The organism is Pontibacter burrus, assembly GCF_010686685.1.
Taxonomy (GTDB): domain Bacteria; phylum Bacteroidota; class Bacteroidia; order Cytophagales; family Hymenobacteraceae; genus Pontibacter; species Pontibacter burrus.
Window position 1 is genome coordinate 724,912 of the sequence record NZ_JAAGWD010000001.1, and the last position, 22,951, is coordinate 747,862.

23 protein-coding genes and 1 riboswitch are annotated in these 22,951 nt (G+C 48.0%); of the genes, 16 read left to right on the forward strand and 7 right to left on the reverse strand.

What is annotated here, in order from left to right; genetic code table 11:
• The first annotated feature begins 67 nt into the window (after window positions 1-67).
• The 13 genes from GXP69_RS03310 to uvrB all read left to right on the forward strand — a co-directional run bounded on the left by GXP69_RS03310 (window position 68) and on the right by uvrB (window position 12,238).
• Window positions 68-814 (forward strand): tyrosine-protein phosphatase, encoded by a 747-nt coding sequence (locus tag GXP69_RS03310; RefSeq protein WP_163912355.1) that lies wholly within the window; start codon window positions 68-70, stop codon window positions 812-814.
• 27 nt (window positions 815-841) lie between these two features.
• Complete coding sequence (locus GXP69_RS03315; RefSeq protein ID WP_163912357.1) at window positions 842-1,816, forward strand: NAD-dependent epimerase/dehydratase family protein; 975 nt, start codon at window positions 842-844, stop codon at window positions 1,814-1,816.
• Between the two features lie 86 nt (window positions 1,817-1,902).
• Window positions 1,903-3,300, forward strand: a complete 1,398-nt coding sequence (locus GXP69_RS03320) for a tetratricopeptide repeat protein (RefSeq protein WP_163912359.1) — start codon at window positions 1,903-1,905, stop codon at window positions 3,298-3,300.
• 6 nt (window positions 3,301-3,306) lie between these two features.
• Entirely contained in the window at window positions 3,307-4,089 is a 783-nt protein-coding gene (locus GXP69_RS03325; protein WP_163912361.1) for a phosphosulfolactate synthase, read from the forward strand.
• A 74-nt stretch (window positions 4,090-4,163) separates the two neighbouring features.
• A complete protein-coding gene (locus tag GXP69_RS03330) occupies window positions 4,164-5,108 on the forward strand; it encodes a DUF368 domain-containing protein (protein WP_204281887.1) in 945 nt (314 codons plus the stop codon).
• Window positions 5,109-5,111: 3 nt separating this feature from the next.
• Window positions 5,112-5,849, forward strand: coding sequence for a shikimate dehydrogenase family protein (locus tag GXP69_RS03335; RefSeq protein WP_163912363.1), 738 nt, complete (start codon window positions 5,112-5,114; stop codon window positions 5,847-5,849).
• Window positions 5,850-5,958: 109 nt separating this feature from the next.
• On the forward strand, window positions 5,959-6,357 hold the full coding sequence (locus GXP69_RS03340; protein WP_204281888.1) for a YkvA family protein: 399 nt from the start codon (window positions 5,959-5,961) through the stop codon (window positions 6,355-6,357).
• Window positions 6,358-6,600: 243 nt separating this feature from the next.
• Window positions 6,601-7,182: an RNA polymerase sigma factor gene (locus tag GXP69_RS03345; RefSeq protein WP_163912365.1), complete on the forward strand. Its 582-nt coding sequence runs from the start codon at window positions 6,601-6,603 to the stop codon at window positions 7,180-7,182.
• Window positions 7,163-8,821: a hypothetical protein gene (locus GXP69_RS03350; RefSeq protein ID WP_163912367.1), complete on the forward strand. Its 1,659-nt coding sequence runs from the start codon at window positions 7,163-7,165 to the stop codon at window positions 8,819-8,821. Before GXP69_RS03345 ends, GXP69_RS03350 begins: the two co-directional genes overlap by 20 nt.
• Window positions 8,822-8,935: 114 nt before the next feature.
• Window positions 8,936-9,133, forward strand: coding sequence for a hypothetical protein (locus GXP69_RS03355; protein ID WP_163912369.1), 198 nt, complete (start codon window positions 8,936-8,938; stop codon window positions 9,131-9,133).
• Window positions 9,130-9,579 (forward strand): hypothetical protein, encoded by a 450-nt coding sequence (locus GXP69_RS03360; RefSeq protein ID WP_163912371.1) that lies wholly within the window; start codon window positions 9,130-9,132, stop codon window positions 9,577-9,579. Before GXP69_RS03355 ends, GXP69_RS03360 begins: the two co-directional genes overlap by 4 nt.
• A gap of 57 nt (window positions 9,580-9,636) precedes the next feature.
• Window positions 9,637-10,023 (forward strand): hypothetical protein, encoded by a 387-nt coding sequence (locus GXP69_RS03365; RefSeq protein WP_163912373.1) that lies wholly within the window; start codon window positions 9,637-9,639, stop codon window positions 10,021-10,023.
• Between the two features lie 187 nt (window positions 10,024-10,210).
• Entirely contained in the window at window positions 10,211-12,238 is a 2,028-nt protein-coding gene (gene uvrB, locus GXP69_RS03370) for an excinuclease ABC subunit UvrB (RefSeq protein ID WP_163912375.1), read from the forward strand.
• A gap of 174 nt (window positions 12,239-12,412) precedes the next feature.
• On the opposite strand, the gene GXP69_RS03375 is transcribed toward uvrB, so the two are convergent.
• The 4 genes from GXP69_RS03375 to GXP69_RS03390 all read right to left on the reverse strand — a co-directional run bounded on the left by GXP69_RS03375 (window position 12,413) and on the right by GXP69_RS03390 (window position 15,929).
• The gene (locus tag GXP69_RS03375) at window positions 12,413-12,973 is read right to left on the reverse strand and encodes a fasciclin domain-containing protein (RefSeq protein ID WP_163912377.1); all 561 of its coding nucleotides are present in this window, start codon (window positions 12,971-12,973) and stop codon (window positions 12,413-12,415) included.
• Between the two features lie 185 nt (window positions 12,974-13,158).
• Window positions 13,159-15,366 (reverse strand): B12-binding domain-containing radical SAM protein, encoded by a 2,208-nt coding sequence (locus tag GXP69_RS03380; RefSeq protein WP_163912379.1) that lies wholly within the window; start codon window positions 15,364-15,366, stop codon window positions 13,159-13,161.
• 109 nt (window positions 15,367-15,475) lie between these two features.
• Window positions 15,476-15,703 carry a DUF2798 domain-containing protein gene (locus tag GXP69_RS03385; RefSeq protein WP_163912381.1) on the reverse strand — a complete coding sequence of 76 codons (228 nt, stop codon included), beginning with the start codon at window positions 15,701-15,703 and terminating at the stop codon, window positions 15,476-15,478.
• Between the two features lie 55 nt (window positions 15,704-15,758).
• Window positions 15,759-15,929: a hypothetical protein gene (locus GXP69_RS03390; RefSeq protein ID WP_163912383.1), complete on the reverse strand. Its 171-nt coding sequence runs from the start codon at window positions 15,927-15,929 to the stop codon at window positions 15,759-15,761.
• Between the two features lie 119 nt (window positions 15,930-16,048).
• On the opposite strand from GXP69_RS03390, the gene GXP69_RS03395 reads away from it, so the two are divergent.
• Both GXP69_RS03395 and GXP69_RS03400 read left to right on the forward strand, forming a co-directional pair.
• Complete coding sequence (locus tag GXP69_RS03395; RefSeq protein WP_163912385.1) at window positions 16,049-16,330, forward strand: hypothetical protein; 282 nt, start codon at window positions 16,049-16,051, stop codon at window positions 16,328-16,330.
• Between the two features lie 359 nt (window positions 16,331-16,689).
• A complete protein-coding gene (locus GXP69_RS03400) occupies window positions 16,690-16,842 on the forward strand; it encodes a hypothetical protein (protein ID WP_204281889.1) in 153 nt (50 codons plus the stop codon).
• 230 nt (window positions 16,843-17,072) lie between these two features.
• On the opposite strand, the gene GXP69_RS03405 is transcribed toward GXP69_RS03400, so the two are convergent.
• Together GXP69_RS03405 and GXP69_RS03410 are read right to left on the reverse strand one after the other, a co-directional pair.
• Entirely contained in the window at window positions 17,073-18,191 is a 1,119-nt protein-coding gene (locus tag GXP69_RS03405; RefSeq protein WP_163912389.1) for a YncE family protein, read from the reverse strand.
• 25 nt (window positions 18,192-18,216) lie between these two features.
• Window positions 18,217-20,121, reverse strand: coding sequence for a TonB-dependent receptor plug domain-containing protein (locus tag GXP69_RS03410; protein WP_163912391.1), 1,905 nt, complete (start codon window positions 20,119-20,121; stop codon window positions 18,217-18,219).
• A gap of 105 nt (window positions 20,122-20,226) precedes the next feature.
• A riboswitch (cobalamin riboswitch) is annotated at window positions 20,227-20,425 on the reverse strand.
• Between the two features lie 317 nt (window positions 20,426-20,742).
• On the opposite strand from GXP69_RS03410, the gene GXP69_RS03415 reads away from it, so the two are divergent.
• Window positions 20,743-21,339, forward strand: a complete 597-nt coding sequence (locus GXP69_RS03415) for a DNA-3-methyladenine glycosylase (RefSeq protein WP_163912393.1) — start codon at window positions 20,743-20,745, stop codon at window positions 21,337-21,339.
• On the opposite strand, the gene GXP69_RS03420 is transcribed toward GXP69_RS03415, so the two are convergent.
• Complete coding sequence (locus GXP69_RS03420) at window positions 21,340-22,905, reverse strand: glycosyltransferase family 39 protein (RefSeq protein WP_163912395.1); 1,566 nt, start codon at window positions 22,903-22,905, stop codon at window positions 21,340-21,342. It lies immediately after the preceding gene.
• Between the last annotated feature and the right edge of the window lie 46 nt (window positions 22,906-22,951).

A 22,951-nucleotide genomic window follows, 5' to 3' on the forward strand; every position in this document is an offset into this window, starting at 1 on the left:
GATGCGAATAACCCGGCAGGGCTGGATAATGCGTAGGCAGAGAGGGCAAGTCGCTAAATAACTATAAATGAAGCAATTTTTTAAGAACTTATTTGGTGGGGAAACCGCTGTGCTGGAGTCGCTGGCTGCCATAGGCGTAGACATGCACTCGCATATTTTGCCTGGGCTGGACGACGGCTCAGATACGCTGGAGCGTTCGCTGGAGTTGGTGCAGGCTATGCAGCAGCTGGGGTATCGTAAGCTGATCATGACGCCCCACATTATGAGCGATTTTTATCGCAACACGCCTGAAGGAATTCGGGAAAAACTTGAGTTGTTGCGCAACGCCATTGCAGAAGCAGGTATAGAAATGGAGCTGGGTTGTGCTGCCGAATATTACCTGGACGAAATGTTTCTGGATAAACTAGACAACAACGAAGAGTTGCTTACTTTCGGCGATAAGTATCTGCTTTTCGAAACATCCTTCCTGAACGAGCCGCTGAACCTGCGCGAAGCCATCTTTAAAATGCGCTCTAAAGGTTATAAACCTGTAATGGCACACCCCGAGCGCTATAGTTATTTCTATGGCAAGTTTGATGACCTGGTGGCGCTGCGTGCGCAGGGCGTGCTGTTGCAGCCAAACCTGAACTCGCTCACCGGTTATTATTCTCCGGCAGCAAAGAATGTGGCCGAAAAACTGATCGATAATGGTTTGGTGGACCTGGTAGGATCTGATGTGCATAGTTTAAAGCATGTTGGGTCGCTGCAAAGGGTGTTAAGTACAAAATACGTGAGCAAGCTGCTAAACCTGCCATTGCTAAACCCACAACTATAGTTCCCACCTCAGTAAGCTATACTTCAAATGATTTTTGTAACAGGTGGCAGTGGCCTCATCGGTACTTTTCTGATTCCTGTTTTGGTAGAGCAGGGGTACCAGGTGCGTGCGCTTTACCGTGGGCAGATACCAACTATACCGCTCGCCGACAAGGTGGAGTGGGTAGAAGGCGATATTCTTGATATAGCGCTTTTGCGCAAGGCATTGCAGGGGGTGACCCATTTTTTCCATTGTGCAGGCTTAGTGTCCTACGACCCTCAGGACAAGGAGCTGCTGAAACAGGTTAACATTGAAGGAGCTGCCAATATAGTAGATGCCTGCCTGGAGGCTGGAACTATAAAACTATGCCATGTAAGTTCTATTGCTGCTATTGGCAGGCCGGCGAAAGCCAAAATACTTACCGAAGAAAGTAAATGGGACCCCGCTGAGTATCATTCAGCATATGCAAGCTCCAAGCACCTGGGCGAGCTGGAGGTATGGCGCGGCATTGCCGAAGGGTTGGATGCAGTTATAGTTAATCCATCGGTTGTGCTGGGGCCAGCAGACTGGGACCGCAGCAGCACCCGGCTTTTCAAATATGTTTTCAACAACAATTCTTTTTATACAGGCGGTACGGCCAATTTTGTAGATGTGCGCGATGTAGTGGAGGCAATGTTGCGGCTTACTTTCTCGGAAATTTCCGGCGAAAGATTTATATTGAATGCAGCGCAACTGGCCTACAAGGATTTCTTTGGGAAAATTGCCGGATGTATGAACCGTAAGGCCCCTGCCTATAAGGTAAACCCGGTAATGGCAGAGCTGGTATGGCGTGCCGAACGGGTACGTAGCTGGCTTACAGGCGCCAGGCCGCTTATCACAAAAGATACCGCACGGGTATCAGCCAAAAATCATTTGTTTAGCAGCGAGAAGGTACAGAAATTCACAGGCTTGAAATTCAGGCCGTTAGATGAAACTATAGCCTGGACCTGCGCCGGATTACTGCAAAAGCAGCCTGTAGCATAGCTTTTTGGTTGCTGCACCATAAACTATTTGCTTGTATAAAATGTAGTGTAACAAAGGTCGTTTTATGCGGCTTGTTGGGATTTGAGATGAAAGATAATTTTGAAGATAACAGCGAAGAGCTGGACTTGATACAACGTTACGAGCAGACACTCGGGAACAATGGCACTGCCTTTTTTGACCTGAACGACTTTGAAACTATAATTGACCACTATACCGCTAACTTCGAGTATAAAAAAGCATTGGCAGCCTGCGATGCAGCCATCGCACAATATCCTTTTTCATCGGAACTACAGATAGATAAAGCACAGTTGCTGGCCATGGCCGGCAGCCTGGATGATGCTTTGGCTTTGATAAACGAAGTTGCCGAAGTAGAGTCGGGCAACCCGGATATTCACCTGACGCGCGGCATTATTTATTCGCAGCGTGGCGAGTACCGCGATGCGATAGACTACTTTAAAAAAGCGCTGGCCTTTGCCGAAGACCGGGATGACATCTTCTTTAATATTGGCCTGGCCTACCAGAGCTGGGGGAAATTAGGGTCGGCTATCAAATTCTATAAAAAGTGCATTGAGCTGAACATCGAAAACGAAGCAGCGATGCAGGAAATAGTGTATTGCATGGAAGCAACCGGTACGCTGCGCGAGCACCTGCCTTTCTTCCAGAAGTTTGTAGATGATGACCCGTACTCGTATGTGGCCTGGTTTAACCTGGGTAACGTGCTGAACAAAATGGGCTCTTATGACAAAGCCATTGCCGCTTACGACTATTCCACCATCATTAAGCCGGATTTTATAACGGCCTACAACAACATGGCAAATGCCTATGTGTACCTGGGCCAGTATATAAAAGCGATAGAAGCATTTAACGCCATGCTGGAGCACGGCGAGCCGTCTGCGGAAGTATTCTGCAACATTGGCGAGTGCTACGAAAAGCTTCAGCAATGGGACTTGTCGCGCAGGTATTACCAGAAGTCAGTGGACCTGGACCCAGAAATGGATGAAGCCTGGTTTGGGATTGGCGTAATACTGGATGCGCAGGGCAAGTGGTATGAAGCCGTTCACTTCTTTAAAAAAGCGGTAGAACTATACGACGACAGCTCTGATTACTGGGTAGCGCTTGCCGCCGCCGAGTACCATGTGGGGCATGTAGTATCGGCGCTGGAGAGTTATGCGCGTGCCGCCGAAATACAGCCAAACGACAAGGATATTTATTTGAACTGGTCTATTATCCTGTTTGAACAAGGTAACTACGACGAAGCGACGGACATTATACTGAATGCCATAGAACTGCAGCCAGACGAAGCAGAACTATACTACAGGGTATGTGCCTATTTACTTTCTGCAGGAAAATACCGCGAAGCGTACAATTATTTGGAAAATGCTTTAATTTTGGACTTCGATAAACACAAGCTGCTCTTCGAGTTTTTCCCGGAGCTGGAGTCACAAAGGGCGTTAGCCAGATTAATTGATCAGTACCGCAAATAACTGCCAATGAATTATTCCTTAAACAACCTGCCGGAGCGTGAATCAAAACCACGCGAGCGGGGCTTCACCATGGCCATGGACAAAGGCCTTAGTGTGCGTGAAGTAGAAGACTTTCTGGATGTAGCCGGAGAGTATGTAGATATTGTTAAACTGGGCTGGGCCACATCGTATGTGGTACCTAACCTGCAGAAAAAATTAGATGCCTACAGGGCGGCCGGTGTGCCGGTTTACTTTGGTGGTACTTTGTTCGAGGCCTTTGTTGCCCGCAATCAGTTTGAAGATTACCGCCGCATTCTGGACAAGTACCAGATGAGCTTTGCAGAAGTATCGGATGGTTCACTGGAGATGAATCATGATGAGAAACTGCAGTACATCCAAACACTGGCCGAGCAGGTAACTGTACTATCGGAAGTGGGTTCTAAAGATGCTGAAAAGATTATCCCGCCTTATAAGTGGATACAACTGATGCAGTCTGAACTGGATGCCGGAGCCTGGAAAGTGATTGGCGAAGCCCGCGAAGGCGGTAATGTTGGTCTTTTCCGTTCTACCGGTGAAGTAAGAAGTGGTCTTGTAGAAGAGATCCTGACCAAGATACCGTTTGAGAAGATTCTGTGGGAAGCACCGCTGAAAGCACAACAGGTATGGTTTATTAAATTGCTGGGCGCAAACGTTAACCTGGGTAACATAGCCCCAAGCGAAGTGATACCACTGGAAACTATACGCCTGGGTTTACGGGGGGATACTTTTCATCACTTCCTAAACATGAATGATAACAACCTGGAAGGGTAACTAACTATAGTCTGAATATAAATTGCCCGCCGGTGCGCCGTTCGGGCAATTTTTTTAATAGCGCTACCAAACTTATGCAACGCAGATCACTTAAAGAATACTTACTGCTTTTCTCGAAAGGTGTGGCCATGGGGGCTGCCGATGTAGTGCCTGGTGTATCGGGCGGAACTATAGCTTTTATCACGGGCATTTATGAAGAGTTACTGAACTCGATCAGATCAGTGAACGGTGAGGCTATTAAGCTACTGCTGCGCTTTGATATTGCCGGGTTCTGGAAACATATCAATGGTAATTTCCTGGTAGGCTTGCTGGCTGGTATCGGGTTCTCTATTGTATTGCTGTCCCGTCTGGTTCTATACTTACTGGCCAACGAGCCGGAGATGTTATGGGCTTTCTTTTTCGGACTGATTGTTGCCTCAACAGTAGTGGTAGCAAAAAAAATTACGAAGTGGACCCCGGCCGTAGTGCTGGCTTTTATAATTGGTGCTGCAATTGCCTATTGGGTAACTATAGCTACGCCAACCCAAACACCTGAAACACTGTGGTTCATTTTTCTGTCGGGTGCTATTGCCATTTGCGCTATGATCTTACCGGGTATTTCAGGCAGCTTTATACTGGTGCTGATGGCCAAGTATGAGTATATCCTGAATGCATTAAAGGAATTGCAGATAGCCACCATTTTAACCTTTGTAGCGGGCTGTTTGGTTGGCATACTTAGTTTCTCGCACGTGCTTAACTGGATGCTGAAGCGCTACCATAACCTGACCGTATCGCTGCTGACCGGCTTTATGCTGGGTTCGCTGAACAAAGTATGGCCCTGGAAACAAACTCTGGAAACATATACCGACCGGCACGGAGAAATAAAGCCCTTGGTGCAGGCAAACGTGTTGCCAACTGAATATATGCAGCTAACCGGGCAGGAACCCTATCTGTTGTATGGTATCCTGCTGGCCATATTCGGTTTTGTACTGGTATACTTTTTAGATAAGGTCAGCGACGATCATACACCTACTGTATAAGTTATGAAACGCTACGGTCTTATCGGCAAAAAGCTGGGGCACTCATTCTCGAAGCGCTACTTTACCGAAAAGTTTGCCAGCGAAGGTATTGCAGATGCGGTGTATGAACTATACGAATTGCCAACTATAGCCGAGTTGCCTCAGCTATGGCACCAGAAGCCGGACCTGGTAGGGCTAAACGTAACGGTACCTTACAAAGAAGAAGTTATCCCTCTGCTGGATGAATTGGATGAAGCGGCTGCACGCATTGGCGCTGTAAATACCATCAAAATCAGTGCAGGCCGAACGATAGGTTATAACACCGATTACATTGGTTTCAGAACATCGCTGGAGAAATTTTACCCGGTAACCGAAGGCAGCAACGCTATAGTTCTGGGGAGTGGTGGTGCCTCAAAAGCTGTGTGCGCAGCTTTAGAAGACCTGGGAATAAACTATACAATTTTGTCGCGCAACCCGGAGCCTGGTCAACTTAACTATAGTTCGCTCACTACTGAGCTGCTGCAGCAATTCCCGCTAATTATCAACACTACTCCGCTGGGCATGTACCCTGATACAGAAAACTGCCCTGCAATACCTTATCAGGCCCTTACAGCAGCGCATTACCTGTGCGACCTGGTGTATAACCCCGAAGAGACGTTGTTCCTGAAAAAGGGAAAAGAAGCTGGCGCACGAACTATAAACGGTCTTGAGATGCTGTATGGTCAGGCAGAAGCAGCCTGGCAGATCTGGCAGAACAGGTAAAGCGTAATGCAATTTGTGCAGCCCGGAAAATAAATCAGAAATGCTGTAACATAAGGCGTGGTGGTATCCGTAAAAGCCTGAAAAAGAGAGCCACCCAAACCACCGCCCTATGATCGCGCAGCTAAACACCCTTAAGCAGAAAGCCCATTCCCTGAATGTTGAAATCTATGCCCTGTACCTGGCGTGTAAAGATGTGCGCGTAAAATGGTATGTGCGTTTTATACTGGCGCTAACTATAGGCTACGCTATCAGCCCCATCGACCTGGTGCCAGATTTAGTACCGGTATTCGGGTTTCTGGATGATGTGGTAGGTGTAACGCTGGGTATTGGCATAGCTTATCAGTTACTAACCGGAGACGTGCTAAACCAGGCACGCCTGCAGGCTTATGAAGCCCTGAGCAGCCCCGAACCTGTTACAGCTTATAAAATAATAGGTTATGTGTGGGTACTGGCACTTTGTATAGTAGCTATTATGGTGTATAAAATACTCTTTTCCGGACTGGCCTAATCGTTTTCATAATTTATACCTGACCAAAAGCACACTTTAAAGTGTGCTTTTATTTTTTATAGAAAATCTTCCTTTTGTAGTATATAAAACCAATCGCGTAATTTTGCTACATTTACAGCTGCTGTTCAAATTGTTATAGTTTAGGCAGCCTAAATCTGTAATGCTAACAAAAATTTTACATGGCCTGCAACCATTCGCCTGTAATCGGGCTCATGTGAGTAGAGCTGCTATCAGAATCAGCGATTGAAAATCTTTAAAGCCAGCAAGTCGGAGGAAGAGAAACTCATAGAGGGTTGCATCGCCGGGAAGCGCGATATGCAGCGGCTCCTGTACGACCTGTATGCTAAAAAGATGATGGTGGTATGCCTGCGTTATGCCTCTACCTCTTTTGAGGCCGAAGATATAGTGCAGGAAGGCTTTGTAAAAGTGTTCTCCAACATCCAGAATTTTAAACGGGATTGCCCATTGGAGTTCTGGATCCGGAAAATTATTGTGAACACAGCACTGAAACACCTGCGCCAGAAATCGCTGCTTACTGTATCGCACGAAACGGAAGAAGTGGAAAACCTGAGCTCCGGCAACTATAACCTGAACGATTATAGTATGGACGAGCTGCTGGGTATGATTCAGAGCCTGGCGCCGCGCTACCGTATGGTCTTTAACCTTTATGCTATTGAAGGCTACAACCATAAGGAGATAGCAGAGATGCTTGGCATTACAGAAGGAACGTCAAAATCACAATATTCCAGAGCCAGAGCCATATTGCAGAATATGCTTGTAAATCAGGATAAACAATATCAGGAGAATGTCATCAGCAAACAATAAAGAATACGGAGAGCTGGAGCAGAGCATGTGGCGCCGCTTTCAGGATGCTGAAGCAATGCCAGACCCTGATGTATGGTCGCGTATTGAGCATACCCTTGTTATACAGGAGAACGCCAAATACAAGAAGCGTCTGCTGTTTTACAGACAGCTGGCGGCTGCATGTTTTGTGCTGTTCATACTGGCTGGTTCTGCCTTGCTGATGCATTTCAAACAGGATCAGGAGCATGCCACATTAGCAACCGCGCAACGGGAACAAACAACTATAAACGAAGCTGACCTGCCTGTAACCATGCCGGCACAGGAACAAACTATAGCTGCAGCCACTCCTGCAAAAGTGCCGGCTCAACCAGAAGTTACTCCTTCTGCTGTAGAAACTATAGTTAGTGATGAGCTTATCTATAATGCCCACCCTGCCGATGAAGTAAAAAGCCAGGAGCCAACTTATAGTTTGGGTAACACGATAGCTGCCAACAGCACTGCAACTATAGATGCTCCTCAGACCACTGATATGGGAACTATAGCAGGCAGCACCAAATCATCATCTACAGTTATAGGTGGTTATCCGGAGACAGCAAAGGGCACTATAGCCAGGCAGGAAAACTATATGCCGGCTTCGCAGGCCATTGCAGCTGTCCCTGATTCGTATACCAGCCCTTCTGCTATAAACCCGCTCCTGCGCCGAAATGCTACCTTAGGCACTTACGATACAGATAAACTTGCAACTGATAATGTAAACAAACCAGAAGTGGCGCTGGCACTAAACACACCTGGCGCAGACAATAAGCAGGAAAAAACAGCCGGCAGCAACAGCCGTTGGAATCTTGGAATGGCCTACGGTTCTTCTTATTTCGATCAGAACATTGCCATACCGGGTTATACCATCACGCCTCCCCGCATTATGATCGTGCCTGATCCGACAGTTGCGCGTCAGCCACCTGGGCCATCTATTTCAGCGGAATCAGAGGAGAACATGCGCGATGCCCGCATCGAATTTGAAGAGAACACACAGGCGGCCATGTCGTTTAACGTAGATGTAAGAACCGGCTTCAGAATTGGAAAACGCCTGAAACTGCTAAGCGGACTAGGCTATAGTCAAAATTCATCCAAAACAAAGACTAACTACATCGTAGAGCAGTTTATCTTTAAGCCGCGCACAAACGAGCGGTCTAAACTACAGCCAACTACAGTGTTTTTGCCATCGCTGCACACCTTCACCACCGACTCGATAAGTGTAACCAAAACAAAGGAGCCGTTTGATGTAGACTATAGTTACCAGATGCTGTCGATACCGGTTGGGTTGCAGGTGGAAGGAAACCTGAGCCAGAAATGGTACTGGTATGCTATGGGCAGCACAGCCGTAAATTTCTTGATGCAGACAGCTATAAAAGCTGCTAACCCAGAGATATCAGATGTTACCTATCGTTTTACCGACGACTCGCCTTTCCGCAGGGTGCATTTTTCCGGTAATGTTGGGCTTGGTCTGGGCGCACGTATTTCAGATGCAGTAAGTATATCGTTCGGCCCTGTGTTCCGGACTTTCTTTAACTCCATGCTCACCGACGATAACGCTGTTGCAACACAAGGCAGGCCGTATACCATAGGCCTGAACATGGGCATAAACTATAAGCTGGATCAGTAACCGCACCCGCAACAAAATATTTTTCAACAGTTGCAACCTTCTGCGCTCATTTAGAATCTTGGTAGTAGAGACGGGCCACAGCATATGTCGGCACATGCACTAACTACCAAAACTATGAAAAAAATGAGCCACACTTATGCCGCGCTAACTATAGTTGCGGCACTTGTGAGAGCCAATTTATCTGGCTGGTATTTGCTGTTGGCACTTCTCTTATTTTCGCTTTTTATGTCTGGCTGTCAAGCCGGCACACCACGGCAAAGTTCCGAGCAACAGAACAGTATAGTTTCGATCCGGTTAGAATCTGCGCTATGATAAAGCATAGTATAAGAACGCTGCTAGGTCTCGGGGTGCTACTAAGTTGCCTGAGCTGCGAAGACAAAGAAGCGGCAATGCCTACGCTGAGTGCAGAGCAGACCAGGAATGTTGTATTAGGGAAGTGGAAAATACAGAAAGTAAATTACCAGATTTGCCGGCAGGGCAACTGCAATACATCAGGGTACACCGGCAGCACGCAGGATTACTTCGAGTTCAGGACAGACAGCGCCTTTCTGTATCGCAGCACACCTGGCGCTGTAAAGCAACCTGAAAAGTTTAAAGCAGCATATACCAAACCAGGAGCTTTTGTATTAACGCATTTGTTCTGGTCTGCTACTTATAACATAAAGGAAAGCAGGCAGGATAAGCTGGTACTGGAGTGCTCGTTTGCAGGTGCCGACCCTTATGCCATCTTTACTGATACCTATTACCTGTATCGGTAAAACACAGGGCCAACTGCCTGCTGCTAATGAGAATTACCGTTCGTACATTATAAAACTATGAAAAGTATTACTAAACTTATCTTGTCCTGCTGTGCAGTTCTGTTGCTTACAGGAGGATGTTCTGATAAAGATAACCCGGAACCAGAGTGCCTGCGCGTAGAGACAGTGGGCCCGGATTGCGACACAGGCTGGCATATCCTAGAAATTGTGAAGAACCAGGAGGTTGGGACACAGGCAAAAAAATATATTGGTCAGCTGGAAAGCGGATTTGTAACTACCGATAACTTACCGCAAGCGTATCGCCAGCCTGGCGTTGAATTTGATGCGACACTGGAGTTGAACGGCGAATACGGCCCGCGCTGTGTAACTATAACCGTTATGTATCCGGCAGTTAAGATTACTAACATTTGCAGCAATCCTCCGGTGATTGCAACCGGTAGCTAATATTGCTGGAATATTTTAGATTTGAATTATTAAAACTGACTGACTTGGAAATGCCTGTTGCTCTGCGGCAGGCTTTTTTTATGCGCTTCAGTTACCGATAACCATGCAGGATTATATTTGATAAAGCTAAACTTACGTACAGTTTCAGATGTTATAGTTTATCTTTACTTATCCGTAAATCAATCGAATGGATTTTAAACTGACATCAGAGTTTCAGCCAACTGGCGACCAGCCCAAGGCCATAGCACAACTCACTGAAGGTATAAATAAAGGCGAGCCTGCACAGGTTTTGCTGGGGGCTACCGGTACCGGTAAAACCTTTACCATGGCCAATGTAATTGCCAATGTAGGTAAGCCAACTCTGGTACTTTGCCATAACAAAACCCTGGCTGCACAGCTCTACGGCGAGTTCAAACAGTTCTTTCCTGAGAATGCAGTCGAGTACTTTATTTCGTATTACGATTACTACCAGCCGGAAGCTTACATTGCTTCTACTGATGTATTTATCGAGAAAGATCTTCAGATAAACGAGGAGATTGAGAAACTACGTCTGCACACCACCTCAGCGCTGCTTTCGGGCCGGCGCGATATTGTTGTGGTGGCATCAGTGTCCTGTATCTATGGTATTGGTAACCCAGAGGAGTTTGGTAAGAACGTGATTTACCTGGCACTGGGGCAGCGTTATAGCCGTAACAACCTGTTGTATACTTTTGTGCAGATACTTTACAGCCGTACCGAAGCCGAGTTTACACGTGGAACATTCCGGGTTAAGGGCGACACAGTTGATATCTACCCGGCTTATGCTGACTTTGCTTACCGTCTGTACTTCTTCGGCGATGAACTGGAGCAGATACACCGCATCGACCCGCAGTCTGGTAAAAAGCTGTCGGATGAGAAGGCGGTAACGCTTTACCCGGCTAACCTCTTCGTTACAGGAAAAGACACACTACAGCAGGCCATTTCTGAGATACAATACGACATGGTGGCCCAGCATGAATACTTTCTGAAAGAGGACAGGCCAGCCGAAGCAAAGCGTATAAAAGAACGCACCGAATTTGACCTGGAAATGATCCGTGAGCTTGGCTACTGCTCCGGCATCGAGAACTATTCCCGTTACTTCGACCGACGTGCGCCGGGTGCACGCCCGTTCTGTTTGCTCGATTATTTTCCGGATGATTTTATGATGGTGATAGACGAGAGCCACGTAACTGTGCCGCAGGTGCGCGCCATGTGGGGCGGCGACCGTTCGCGTAAGGTGGCACTTGTTGAGTATGGTTTCCGTTTGCCGGCCGCCATGGATAACCGCCCGCTTACTTTTAACGAGTTCGAAAGCCTGATGCACCAGGTGGTGTTTGTTAGTGCTACGCCAGGCGACTATGAAATTCAGAAATCAGAAGGCGTTATAGTGGAGCAGATCATCCGCCCAACCGGCCTGCTGGACCCTGTGATAGAAGTGCGTCCAAGTACCAACCAGGTGGACGACCTGCTGGAGGAAATTGATGAACGTGTAAAAGAAGGTGCCCGCGTGCTGGTAACTACGCTTACCAAACGCATGTCGGAAGAGCTGACCAAGTACCTGGAACGCCTGAACATAAAAGTAAAATATCTGCACTCCGAAGTAAAAACGCTTGACCGGGTAGAGATTCTGCGTGAATTAAGGCTGGGCGAAATTGATGTGTTGGTAGGCGTAAACCTGCTTCGCGAAGGCTTGGATTTACCGGAAGTTAGCCTTGTAGCTATACTGGATGCCGATAAAGAAGGCTTCCTGCGTGACCAGCGCTCGCTGATACAGACAATGGGACGTGCCGCCCGTAACGAGAAGGGCAAAGTAATTATGTATGCCGACCGTATGACGGGTTCTATGCAACGTGCGATAGATGAGACCAACCGTCGCCGTGCTACCCAAATGGCTTATAACGAAGAACATGGCATTACACCGCGTACTGTGTTCAAGTCTAAAGACGAAATACTGGAGCAGACTTCCGTAGCAGACTCTAAGAAGAGAGAAGTGAAAATGTATGCCGGGCCGGAAGAAGTGTCTATCGCAGCCGAGCCGATCATACAAACCATGAAGCGCGACGAGCTGGAAAAGCTGATCAAGAAAACCGAAAAGCAAATGGAAGCCGCCGCCAAGGACTTGGACTTTTTACAGGCTGCCAAGTACCGCGACGAACTGGCCGAGCTTCGCAAGCTCCTCAAGACTAAAAGAGACTGAGCTATAGTTTAAGAGTTAGAGAGTTTAGGTGTTGGAGAGTTGAGAAGTTATAAAACACAAAGCCCCTATAGTTTGAGCTATAGGGGCTTTGTGTTTTATCGGAGAAATTCCCCTCCCTGGAGGGGTTAGGGGTGGGGCCTTCCTGTCCAGAAGCAGACAACCAATAATCAACAATTACTGCGGCAGCAATACTTTATCGATAACGTGGATAACGCCGTTTGATGTTGGGATAGAAGCCAGAATGTTAGCGCCGTTAACGGTCACCTTCCCATCTTTCACGCCCATCGTTACGCGCCCGCCATTTACCTGGCCTAGGCTCTGGCCATCTTCAAAACTCTCCGCTTGCAGCACGCCTACATACACGTGATACTGAAGGATGTTGCGCAGGTCGCTTCGTTTTTCTGGCTGCAGCAGCCCTTCTACGGTGCCGGCGGGCAATTGCTCAAAAGCAGCATTGGTTGGCGCAAAAACTGTAAACGGACCAGCGTTGGTAAGCACATCTACCAGGCCGGCAGTTTTAACGGCTGTTACCAGTGTGGTATGGTCAGGAGAAGCGGCGGCTACCTGTACTACGTTTTTCTGAGACTCATCGTCCTGCACAGCCGACTGGCCTGCTGTTGCTTCTTCAGTTGCTTCGTTATGTACTTCGGTGGTGGTTGTCTGTTGTTCCGATGAATTGCAAGATGCCAGCATAGCGCCTGAGGCTATAACAATGGCGAGAGCGACCTTTTTCATACTAATTGAGTTAAGAGTTAAAGTTTACTCAAATTTGGCAATCAAAAAGGTCTTAAAACATGACTTGCGTTAGCCTTAAAAATGACTTTTGTTCCTATTTTATGGCAGAATATAACAGAAGCCGGGCCATATGTGGATCTCGCATCGGAGATCGTGCCCAATGCGCAAACTATAGTTCAAGCAGTCTATAATAAAAGCAGCCCTTTTTCGCGTAGTTCAAACCAGGTTGGCGAGGCCAGAAATTCGTCAAAGGTAAGGTGCGCATCAGCCGGAAAGCTCTCTTCCAACTGCTTTAAACTATAGGCTTCCTCACTTTCCAGCGATACTCTTTGTATGGTATCAAATAGCCACTGGCCTATCGTTGCGGTAGTCTTTACCTGGAAATCTTCGCCTTTTTCGTAGAAGGTAAGCTCGCAGCGCTCTATCGTCTGGCCTTTTTTAGCAACCATTGTAAAATCTATTTCCGGAATGCTGCCAAGCCATAACAAACGTGCATTCATGCGGGTACTGTCGGGGCGGTGCGGTTGCGCAATGGCGCTGCTGATCAGGTCTCGTTTTATTGTGGTTCGCGGCGTTTTAAAATCGAACCAGAACGATAGCGGCTCATCTAGGGCTACGCCATGCATATAGTTGTAAAGTGCTTTGCTTATGCCCGGGCCGAACAAACTATGGTCGGTGCCTTTCGGGTCGTCGTGCCACAGGTCGTTGTTGGCAAAGTCGCCTTCTTCGGGGCCAACCTTCACCACGCCATACTTCTCCGGATTCTTACCGATCGGGCTATGGGCCGTCATGCTGAAGCGGTGCCAGTATCCGGACTGTATCACATTATTTTCAAACAGTTGGCGCACTACTTCCAGCGAGTCTACTGTTTCCTGGGTAGTTTGTGTCGGGAAACCATACATTAAATAGGCATGCACCATAATGCCGGCTTGCGTAAAGCTGTCGGTCACGCGGGCAACTTGCGCTATAGTTACGCCTTTCTCCATCAGGGCCAGCAACCTGTCTGAGGCTACTTCCAACCCACCCGAAACGGCAATGCAACCCGACTCAGCCAGCAAGCGGCACAGGTCTGGCGTAAAAGTCTTCTCGAAACGGATATTTCCCCACCAGCTGATTTTTACACCCCGGCGAAGCAGCTCTATAGCCATGTCGCGGAGCGGGGCAGGCGGTGCAGCTTCATCTACAAAATGGAAACCGGTCTGGCCGGTCTGGGCGATGATCTGCTCGATTCTGTCAACTAAAAGTGTAGCCGGAGCCACATCGTAACGGCGTATATAGTCCAGGGTAATGTCGCAGAAGGAGCAGCGTTTCCAGTAGCAGCCGTGCGCAACAGTTAGTTTGTTCCAGCGGCCATCGCTCCACAAACGGTGCATCGGGTTCACCACATCAATCACCGACAGGTAGTCTTTTATCGGTAATCCGCTATAGTCTGGTGTACCTACTTCGGTGTGCGGTACGTCTGGGTCTGTGCAGTTGTTTATATAGCTTACCTGCCCATCCTGTAGCATGAAAGTGCGTTGCAGGTTGGTTGCTTCCCGTTTTCCTTGCAGGTATTCCAGCAGTTTCAGCCACGGACCTTCGCCATCATCCAGCGTTACAAAATCGATGTACTTGAACAGGCGCGGCTCTTTTAAACTACGAAGCTCGGTGTTTGGGTAACCGCCGCCCATGGCTGTTTTTATGGTTGGGTAGTTTTGTTTGATATACTGCGCCAGCCTTAAGCCACCGTACAAGTTGCCCGGAAACGGAATAGAAAAACCAACTATAGTTGGCTGTACCTGCTGCAGTTTTTCTTCCAGCAGCTCCAGTAAAAACTGGTCTACCAGGTTTGGCTCCAGTTGCAATTCTTCTTCCAGCGGGTCAAATGAGGTAGCCGACATGGCCAGTTTTTCGGCGTAGCGGCTGAAGGCAAAGTACGGGCAAACAGTTTCCTTTATCAGGTCGCCGAGGTCTTCTAAATACAAAGTGGCCAGGTAACGTGCCCGGTCGGTAATGCCCATGCTGCCAAATGCCCACTCCAGATCCTCCACCTGGTCGAACCGCGAGGCCTCGGGCAAAAACCTGCTGAAACTGATTTGCTGGGCTATAGTTAAGTCCTTGTTCTGCAGAAAACGGATAACCGGCTCTATGGTGTTCAGGTACTCACGCTTCAGTTTCAGTATCCTGAAACTGTTATCCGAAAGCTCATAATCGCCTGCCTCGATAGCAGCAAATATTTTTCTCAGCCCAGCCTTGGAAAACATACGCAGTACCAGCTCAATGCCCAAATCTGCCTGCGCTACGTTGTAGCCTTGCCCGCGCAAAAAGCCGGTTAAGTAAGCCGTAGCCGGATAAGGCGTGTTTAGTTGGGTAAGCGGTGGCGTAATAAGCAGTATAGTTGGCGTAGTTTCCAAAGTGTAAAAGTTAAAGTAAAACCCGGACTGCAAAAGTACAGATTTTATGGCACAGTGCTTTAGCAACAGCTACAGGTAGCGGCAGGTTCAGAAAAGAGAGAAACAGGAGTTAGCGTCCGAAGATTTTATTGATAGTGTAGTTTACGCCAGGCACGATGCCAAACACAGTTACGGCTATCATAAAGAAGATGACAAAGAAGGAATTAAGCCAGCGAACTATAAAATCGGAAGGGATACCGAATGTGTAGAGTTCCAGGGCAGACGCAAGAAGCACGCTGATGATCATGATCACCAGCAGTTTGGTTTTGAATTGAGCAGAAAAAAGCGTCCTCTTCATGAATGAGAATAAACTATAGTTGCAAAGGTACAACCCGCAACTATAGTTCAGCAACTTATGAGTGGCCTTTTTGTGCTTCTTCGTCTTCGTGCTGCTGGCTGCTTATATCAGTATTGGTTCTAGCCTGTGGCGGAGCCGTTGTTTTATGTTGCTTTACTTTCCGGATGTCAGAAGAATCATCCTTGCTGGTTTCTTTGCGTGGGTCTACTGGCTTGTTCTGTTTCATAGCTATCGTTTGGTTGTGGTTCTATCTGTCATACGGTTGCCAGGCAGTTAATGGTGTGTAATCAACTATAACCTGGCTGCGGTCGTAAACAAGTTATGTTGAAACAGAATTCTATACCTATGAATACCAAACCAATTAAAACGATTTTACTGGCTGCCTTTTTCGCTGGAGGCCTTACCATATCAGCCTGTGATACCGGCCAACGCCCCGGCGATGTAAACAACGAAGACAGCGACCATGTGGATGAAGGGTCCCTGAACGAAGGCCATAACTCAGCCAGCAACCCTGCCACATCTGATACCGCCGATATGGAACGACACTACGACAATGCCGAAGGCGCAGTGCATGCCGGTGATGGCCAAAGAGATGGTACTGACAGAAGTGATGTGAATAACGAATAGTTGTTTTTTAGAAGGATAAAGGGAAGTATAGCTCAGGCTATACTTCCCTTTGTTGTTTATAATAGACTATAGGTCGCTTTTGTCATGTCGAGCGCTAGCCGAGACATCTTATAGGTCCTATAGCTAACTATAGCTGCCACTGGACACAAGCAGTCTCTTCTATAGTTACTGCTGATCCTGGGAGCTTTACCTGCCTATCGTTTCAATCCCGCTTTGGTGCGCTCACGGCCGCGAGGCCTCGTCTTTGGGCATCGCGCTGCTTTCGCTTCCTTGGCTCGTCCCTCGCCATGCCTTACGGCACCGGAACCTCTCGAGGCGCTCAACCCAAAGACTGAGATCTTTCGATAGCTATAGTTCTTATGGTTGGAATGGCTATAGCTCGTAGCTTTTCCGTGGTGGTAGTTGCTTGGGCCAGGCTGCGCCTGCCTACCGTGGTCTGTAACTATAAAACTATAGGATCAACTATAGGAAAAGTAGTAATTTCCCTTTCGGGAGGGGTAGGGGTGGGTTAAAATGCCAACTATAGAACTATAGCCACTCAACTAAAGTAGTAGCAGAAAATTCCCCGCCTTAGACAAGGAGGGGTTAGGGGTAGTTGGACCTGTAGCAACTATAGTACTAGAGCCACAACTATAGCCAATCCTTTAATCCTGTAAATCCTGATTCAGACAAACCTTGCTGTAAAATAAAACAGCTGCTCCTGATACAGAAGCAGCTGTCTTTTATCAACCAATGTTCACAATTAATTAAAAACAAAGCCGTTTGGTGCGATGCCGGCTTTAAACTCTTTTATCTTCTGGCCAGCCGGGCTGTAAATAAATACGGTGCCACTGCCGGAGAAATTATTTTCATCTGAACCGAAAATGTTACCGTTCTCAGGGTCTACTCCCAAACTATAAAAGTCGCGGTTTATCACTACAGTGCTGCCAAGTGAAGTAGCGCTTACCGGATGCTCGTAGGTTTTATTCTGGTAGTTAAAGTATAGTTTGTCGCCGGTGCCGTTTACAGCCAGGTTTTTAGGCATGCTCTGGTTGCTTGGTACCACGAATTTCTGCTCGATTTTAAACGTGCTTGTATTCAGCTTTGAAAGCGCGCCAGCAGTAGTTTTGGTGTAATCGATGGCTGACCAGTCATCAGTATAAACTACTTTGCCGGTGCTCAGAATCCAGATGTTCTGATCTTTGTCTTTCACCAGGTTGCTTGGGCCGTCAATGACTTCTATAGTTGTCTCAACTATATCTGCTGAAGGGTTGATAATGGAGAGCGTGTTATCGCCGCCATTGGCAACTATAAGCTTACCGTTTGCTACAATCAGCTGTTCCGGCATAGCGCCAACCGCGATCGTTTTGATTACCTTATTCGTTTTCAGGTCAATTACAGATACTCGGCCATTGCCGCCGTAGGCTACCCATTCTGTTACATAGCCTTTGTTACCGTTCAGCGCAGCAAAATAGCGTGGCTGCTGCAGGCCTTCTATCACAGCTACGGTCTTAAAAGTAAAGGCATCAACCACCTCTATCTTGTTGCTGTTATTCGCCACAACATAAGCCAATGTATCGTGCAGCACCATATCCTGGATAACATCACCAAGCGGGCGGCCTCCGTTGGCAGCTGTAAAAATATAGTTCTTTACCTCATGGCCTGCGCTGTCGCTGAGGAACGAGATAGAGCCGTTCGGGGTGCCGTAGTTACCTTCGTTCAGTATAAAAACGCCTTTCTGGTCGAATGGGCCTCTTACTTTAGGGTCTTCTTCTACAATTACAGGTTCTACTTTTTCTTCTTCGCAGCTTGTAAACCCAAAGGCGGTGGTAAATAACAAGGCCGCCATTAAATAACTGCGAAGCTTTAGCATTCTTTTCATTTTATAGTTGTAAGTGGTTTTATAGTTAAGGAATTAAAAAGCGTAAGCTGACGGTGTAACTCCGGAGCGGCATAGCATGGTAAGCCATTGTCTGGTACACTTCATTGGTAATATTATCGGATCGGAAAGTCAGGATGAATCTGCTCGGGCCGATCTGCAGTTGCCTGCTCAGGACGGCATTAAGCAGCATAAAACTGTCGAGGCTGGTGGTTTGGGAGTTGCTGGTGTAGCGCAGGCCGGTATAGTTCAGGTCAGCGTTCAGTTGCCAGTTTCTATAGTTAATGCCGGCTGCAAATACGCCTTTATGCCGTGGTACATACATCAGTTGCTTATTCTTGTCACCCTGCCCTTCGTACACTTCTACCTGCTCCGACGAGGCATAAGTATAACCTGCCGATGTGTTCAGTTTTACACTGCCCAGCGTAGCCGTTACCTGCTGGCTCAGTTCTACTCCCATTGAGCGCACTTTCTGCAGGTTTGCAGGTCGCCAGCGGCCAGTAGCGTCCGGAGCCCATTGCAGCCAGTCATCGATCAGCATGTAGTACCCGGTAGCTTCGGTTTCGAGCAGCAGTTTATCTCCGGAAACAAATACATGGCGAAGCCCGCTTTCATAGTTCCAACCCTGCTCTGGCTTCAGGTCAGGGTTGCCTGCATTTACCCAGAAACGATCGTTAAGCGTAGGCACCCGGTAGCTTCCTGCAACATTTCCTTTTAAATAAAACTGGTGCTGGTTATGCTGAAAGAATCTCCAGTTAAAGCCAAAAGCTGGCGTGGGAGTTGGGTTATAGTTCTGCACAAATGTCTGGCGCAGGTTCAGGCTCAGGTCCAGATTATGGGTGGGGTCGCAACGTAGAAGGGCAAAAACTGATGCACGGTTCTCATGTTCGGTAGTGGCATAGCCATTGTTGTCAGCTACGAAATGCTGCAGGTTAATGCCACCTCGCAGGCTCCAGCTTTCGCCTTTGGTATAGGTTTGCTCAGCCTGTAGCTGGTAAGTCTGCACATCGGCCAGCGAGTTGGTAGCGTCAGCGGTGTAGCGAAGGTAGTCTTTAAAATAAGCCAGCTTTACATCGGTTTTGCCCAGGTTGCTTTCGTGCGTCAGCGCTGTGATCAGGCGCAGGTTTCTGTCCAGCTGTTCGGCATTGTTCTGCGCCGACCCCATGGCTGATTGTAATTCCCTGTCGGCTTCTGTGTACCAGCTGTGCAGGACAATGCTGGTTTTAGGTGAAATCTTCCAGCTTAGATCCTGTGTAAGGCCATATTGTTTCTGGGCGGCGTGGTCTTCGGTGCGTTTCGGGTTGCCAAAGCGGGAGATGTCGGTGTAGTTGAAGTTGTTTTCGGCAGTTCTGCGGTAGGCGCCTATAGCTAGCTGTAGTTTATCTGTACCAAACCGGATGCTGCCATTGCTGTAGTAGCGGCCAAAGCTGCCCACTTCCTGTTGCAGTTCCAGCCCCAGGCCCTTTGTGTTATAGGTAGGGGAGTTTAGTAACACAGCCCCGCCAATGGCGCCATTGCCATACATGGCTCCCGCCGAGCCAGCCTGCACCGACACTTCACCAATTCCGCTGAGCGGTAACGTCGAAAAATCAGCCTGCCCGAGTGTGGGTAAACCAATGTTCAGGCCATTCCAGAGCACTGCGGTTTGCGAGGCATTGGTACCCCGGAACGACACGCTGGAAAGTCCGTTTACGCCATAGCTTTTAAAATAGACCGGCGTGCGTGCCTGCAGGGCATCTGCTAAAGAACTGCTGCTGTAAATTTTGAGGTAGCTGCTGTCTATAGTTGTCACGCGGCTGCCGGCTGCAAATACTTCGGCAGGTCGGCCAAAAACTTCCACGCTTTTTAGGTGGTAGGCAGTTGTATCCTGTTGCGCTGCGGTGGGCAGGGCAACTATAGTTAAAAACAGAAGCTGTAAAATACGGTACGCCACTTAGGTTTATGCTTTTATCCCGAAGCATGCTAAAGGGCTATGAGGTGTGCAGTAAGAGCCGGATGAGGCAGAAACCGCGCAGCTTTTTACCCGAAAGCATACGACAAATCGTTGTCCGGACTGGCAGGTCTCCTGGCTCTCTTCAGTCAGCCTGCCTTCCCATGCAAAGCACAGTGGCACTGGTTTAGGCTAACCCTTTGGTGAAGATCACAGTTGCGGGAACAGCACAGGTATTACACCTGTTTCCCTTTTAAGGCCAAAACTACAGGCTATAGTTTCAGCCACCAATCGGGGGTAAAATTACGAATTATGTATTAAGAAATATGAATTAGGTGTATTTAATTCTCGTAGTTCTCAAAAAGCTGTTTATAGTTGGTTCGCGGTAATTAGCTAATTCCCCTCCTCGGAGGGATTAGGGGCGGGTTATTTCTATTCCTGAAACTTCAAGGATGATAGCTTATAGTTGGGTGTGCCGGCTGGGCCGTCGGGCTCTCGCGGCTCGCTCTATAGTTGGTGCCCAACTATAGGAGCTCAAGCAACCGCTCCATCCCTCACGCAAACTATAGACTAACTTTTGCACGCTTTTAACGAATAACGAACAATCAACAACAAACAACGGAATTGAAGCTACCTAAAGACTTTTACACCCGGCCTGATGTGGTGCAGATAGCGCAGGAGCTGCTGGGCAAGTACCTCTATACTGCTGTAGATGGTATGCTAACCGGCGGAATGATAGTGGAAACAGAAGCTTATTCGGGAGAGAATGACCGCGCCTGCCATGCCCACATGAACCGCCGGACTGCCCGCACCGAAATTATGTACCACGAGGGTGGCGTAGCCTATGTGTACCTGGTGTATGGCATCTATAACCTGTTTAATATTATCACCAATGTAGAAGGCAAAGCCGATGCAGTGCTGATTCGCGCCATTGAGCCGGAGGTCGGTACAGAAGAAATGTTGCTGCGCCGGAACATGCCAACTATAAAATCGAACCTAACCGCTGGCCCAGGCGTGATGAGCATCGCTCTCGGTATTAACCGCAAACACTACGGCGAAAACCTGACAGGCAACACCATCTGGCTCGAAGATAAGGGCATCCGGATACCTGAAGCCGAAATGATGACTGTTCCACGTGTGGGCATAGACTATGCAGGCGACGACGCCCTGCTACCCTGGCGGTTTTACATAAAAGGCAATAAATGGGTAAGTAAAAAGTAATTATTCTAATCTTGCAAATGGGTCGCTCTGTTTTACTACCAGCAGCTGGTACAGGTAAGGCTTTACTTCAGGGGCAATACCCGAGAGCAGATATACCGTAGTTCCTGTTTCGCGTGCATAAGGGTCCTCGATACTGCCGACTTTTCTGATACTTTTGAAGTAAGCTTTTTCATCTTCCTGAAGCGGTTCTTCGCCGGCCTCCTTTATAAGAATAAAATGCTTAAGCTGCGGCAGGTCCGGAAACCAGTAAATATAGTCGGCATTAAAGGATACGGCCGGGGGAAGCTTTTTATGGCTATAGTAATTAATAGCGCCTGCCTGTCCATAGTTGTCGCAGAGGATAAGGGTGTACGGTTTCTCTGCTTCGGGTATTTGCTGGTAAGCTGATGTGGCTATAGTTTCTAGTTCCTGCCAGCCCAGCATATCGGCAAAATCCTGGGGCAGGTGGTGTTCTTTCCCGTCTTCCCACTTTAGCAGGTTCAGGTCTTTAAACTTTTGCGCATTCACCTGTATCTCGGCAGGGCTCAGCACCGGGAAAACCACATTCACGAGCGGAATAAATAAGACTATAGGAACCAAAACCCAGGCCGGGCGGGTATAGCGCAGCCAGTTTTTGCTGAACAGTTGCTCCCAATACACACTGCCAAAAGCAATAAGCACAGGATATAAGCCAATGGTGTAGTAGCTCTTTGCTTTCAGGGCCAGGAACAGCAGCATCACGAGTAGGTAACATAGCCCAACAAACCGGTAGGGCCGGAAAGGCCTGTAAACTATAAACGCTACCAGCGCCCCGAGCCAGATAAAAACAGAGCCGATAAAGAACAGCAGCTGGTCCAGCAGAAAAGCAGGTGGCGAAACATTTACCAGCTGCGTGGCCTTTAGCTCCTGCATATGCGATAGTACCGGGAAGTTGTGCTGCACCTGCCAGATCAGGTTAGGCGAAGCAACTATAAGGGCTGTAAATGCAGCCAGGTATAAATGCTTTTGGGCAAATAACTTACGGTATGGCGAAAGGAGCAGCGCTGCAGCCAGGCCCAGTACCAGAAACAGAATGGTGTACTTGTTCAGAAAACCCAGTCCGATGACTATAGCTAAACCGTACAGCCACTTTACATTTTGCGTGTGCAGGAAACGGATAAAAAGATAAAAGGTAAGCGACCAGCAAAGAATATCGAACGAGTTGGGCTGGAACAGCATATTTAGCCGGAGCATAGCTGAAAAAAGTATTGCTGTAGCCGCTAATATTTTTGCAAAGCGTCCGCCTTTCAGTTCATCTACAGTCAGCCATACCACAACTATAGTTATGGCGCCAAACAAAGCCGGGAAAAACCGGACCCAGAAGTAGCTATTGCCCAATGCCTGTATTACCCAGGCCACAAGCGCGGTAAATGGCGGCACCGATATATATCCGGCTGCTAAATGGTTGGCCTGGTCCAGGTGCAGGTATTCATCGCGATGCAGGTCATAGGCCGCATCAACCAGCGCATACTGCATTACAAATTTCAGCAGTACAAAGCTGGCAACTATAGCTGCATCAATAATCAGGTTCCTTTTCGCGTCTGGCATCTGCTCAAGTATATAGTTAAAAGTAAATATAAACTATAAATCAGAA